The organism is Oceanospirillum linum (genome assembly GCF_001995095.2).
GTDB lineage: Bacteria > Pseudomonadota > Gammaproteobacteria > Pseudomonadales > Halomonadaceae > Oceanospirillum > Oceanospirillum linum.
Genome location: NZ_MTSD02000059.1, coordinates 1 through 499, shown reverse-complemented (window position 1 = coordinate 499; position 499 = coordinate 1). Strand labels below are relative to the sequence as shown.

Sequence of the window (499 nt, the reverse complement as noted above, 5' to 3'; positions counted from 1 at the left end):
TCTGTGTTGTTTGCTGCCCATCTAGGCTAATCCAAACACTCTTGAACTGTGGCCGACCTGGATCAGGTGCGATATCAGGCACTGGCGCATCATTTTGTCCCTGTTCTATACCATAAAGAAAGCCTTCATAGCGATGCACAACTTCTGCGGGGCTACCTTGAGCAATAACCTCTCCTTTATGCAGCCAAAGTGCTCGATTACAGATCGCTTCTATCTGGTATAAGTTGTGTGAGCAGAAAAGGATGGTTTTACCCGACTCTTTGAGGCGCATAATACGGTCGAATGATTTCTTAGCAAAAGCGCCATCCCCTACGCTCAGTGCTTCATCAATGATTAATACATCAGGGTCTACGCAGACGGCAACAGCAAAGGCTAATCGCACAAACATACCGCTGGAATAGGTTTTAACAGGCTGCTCTATGGCATCGCCAATTTCTGAGAATTGATGAATCTCTTCAAACCTATCCTCTAGCTCTTGCCTGCTCAACCCTAGTATCGC

Annotated in this window: 1 protein-coding gene; it reads right to left on the bottom strand. The window is 46.5% G+C overall.

The window, feature by feature from the left end; translation table 11 throughout:
- Positions 1–499: ABC transporter ATP-binding protein (locus tag BTA35_RS18005; RefSeq protein ID WP_161489885.1), on the bottom strand; the 499-nt coding region annotated here is incomplete at both ends.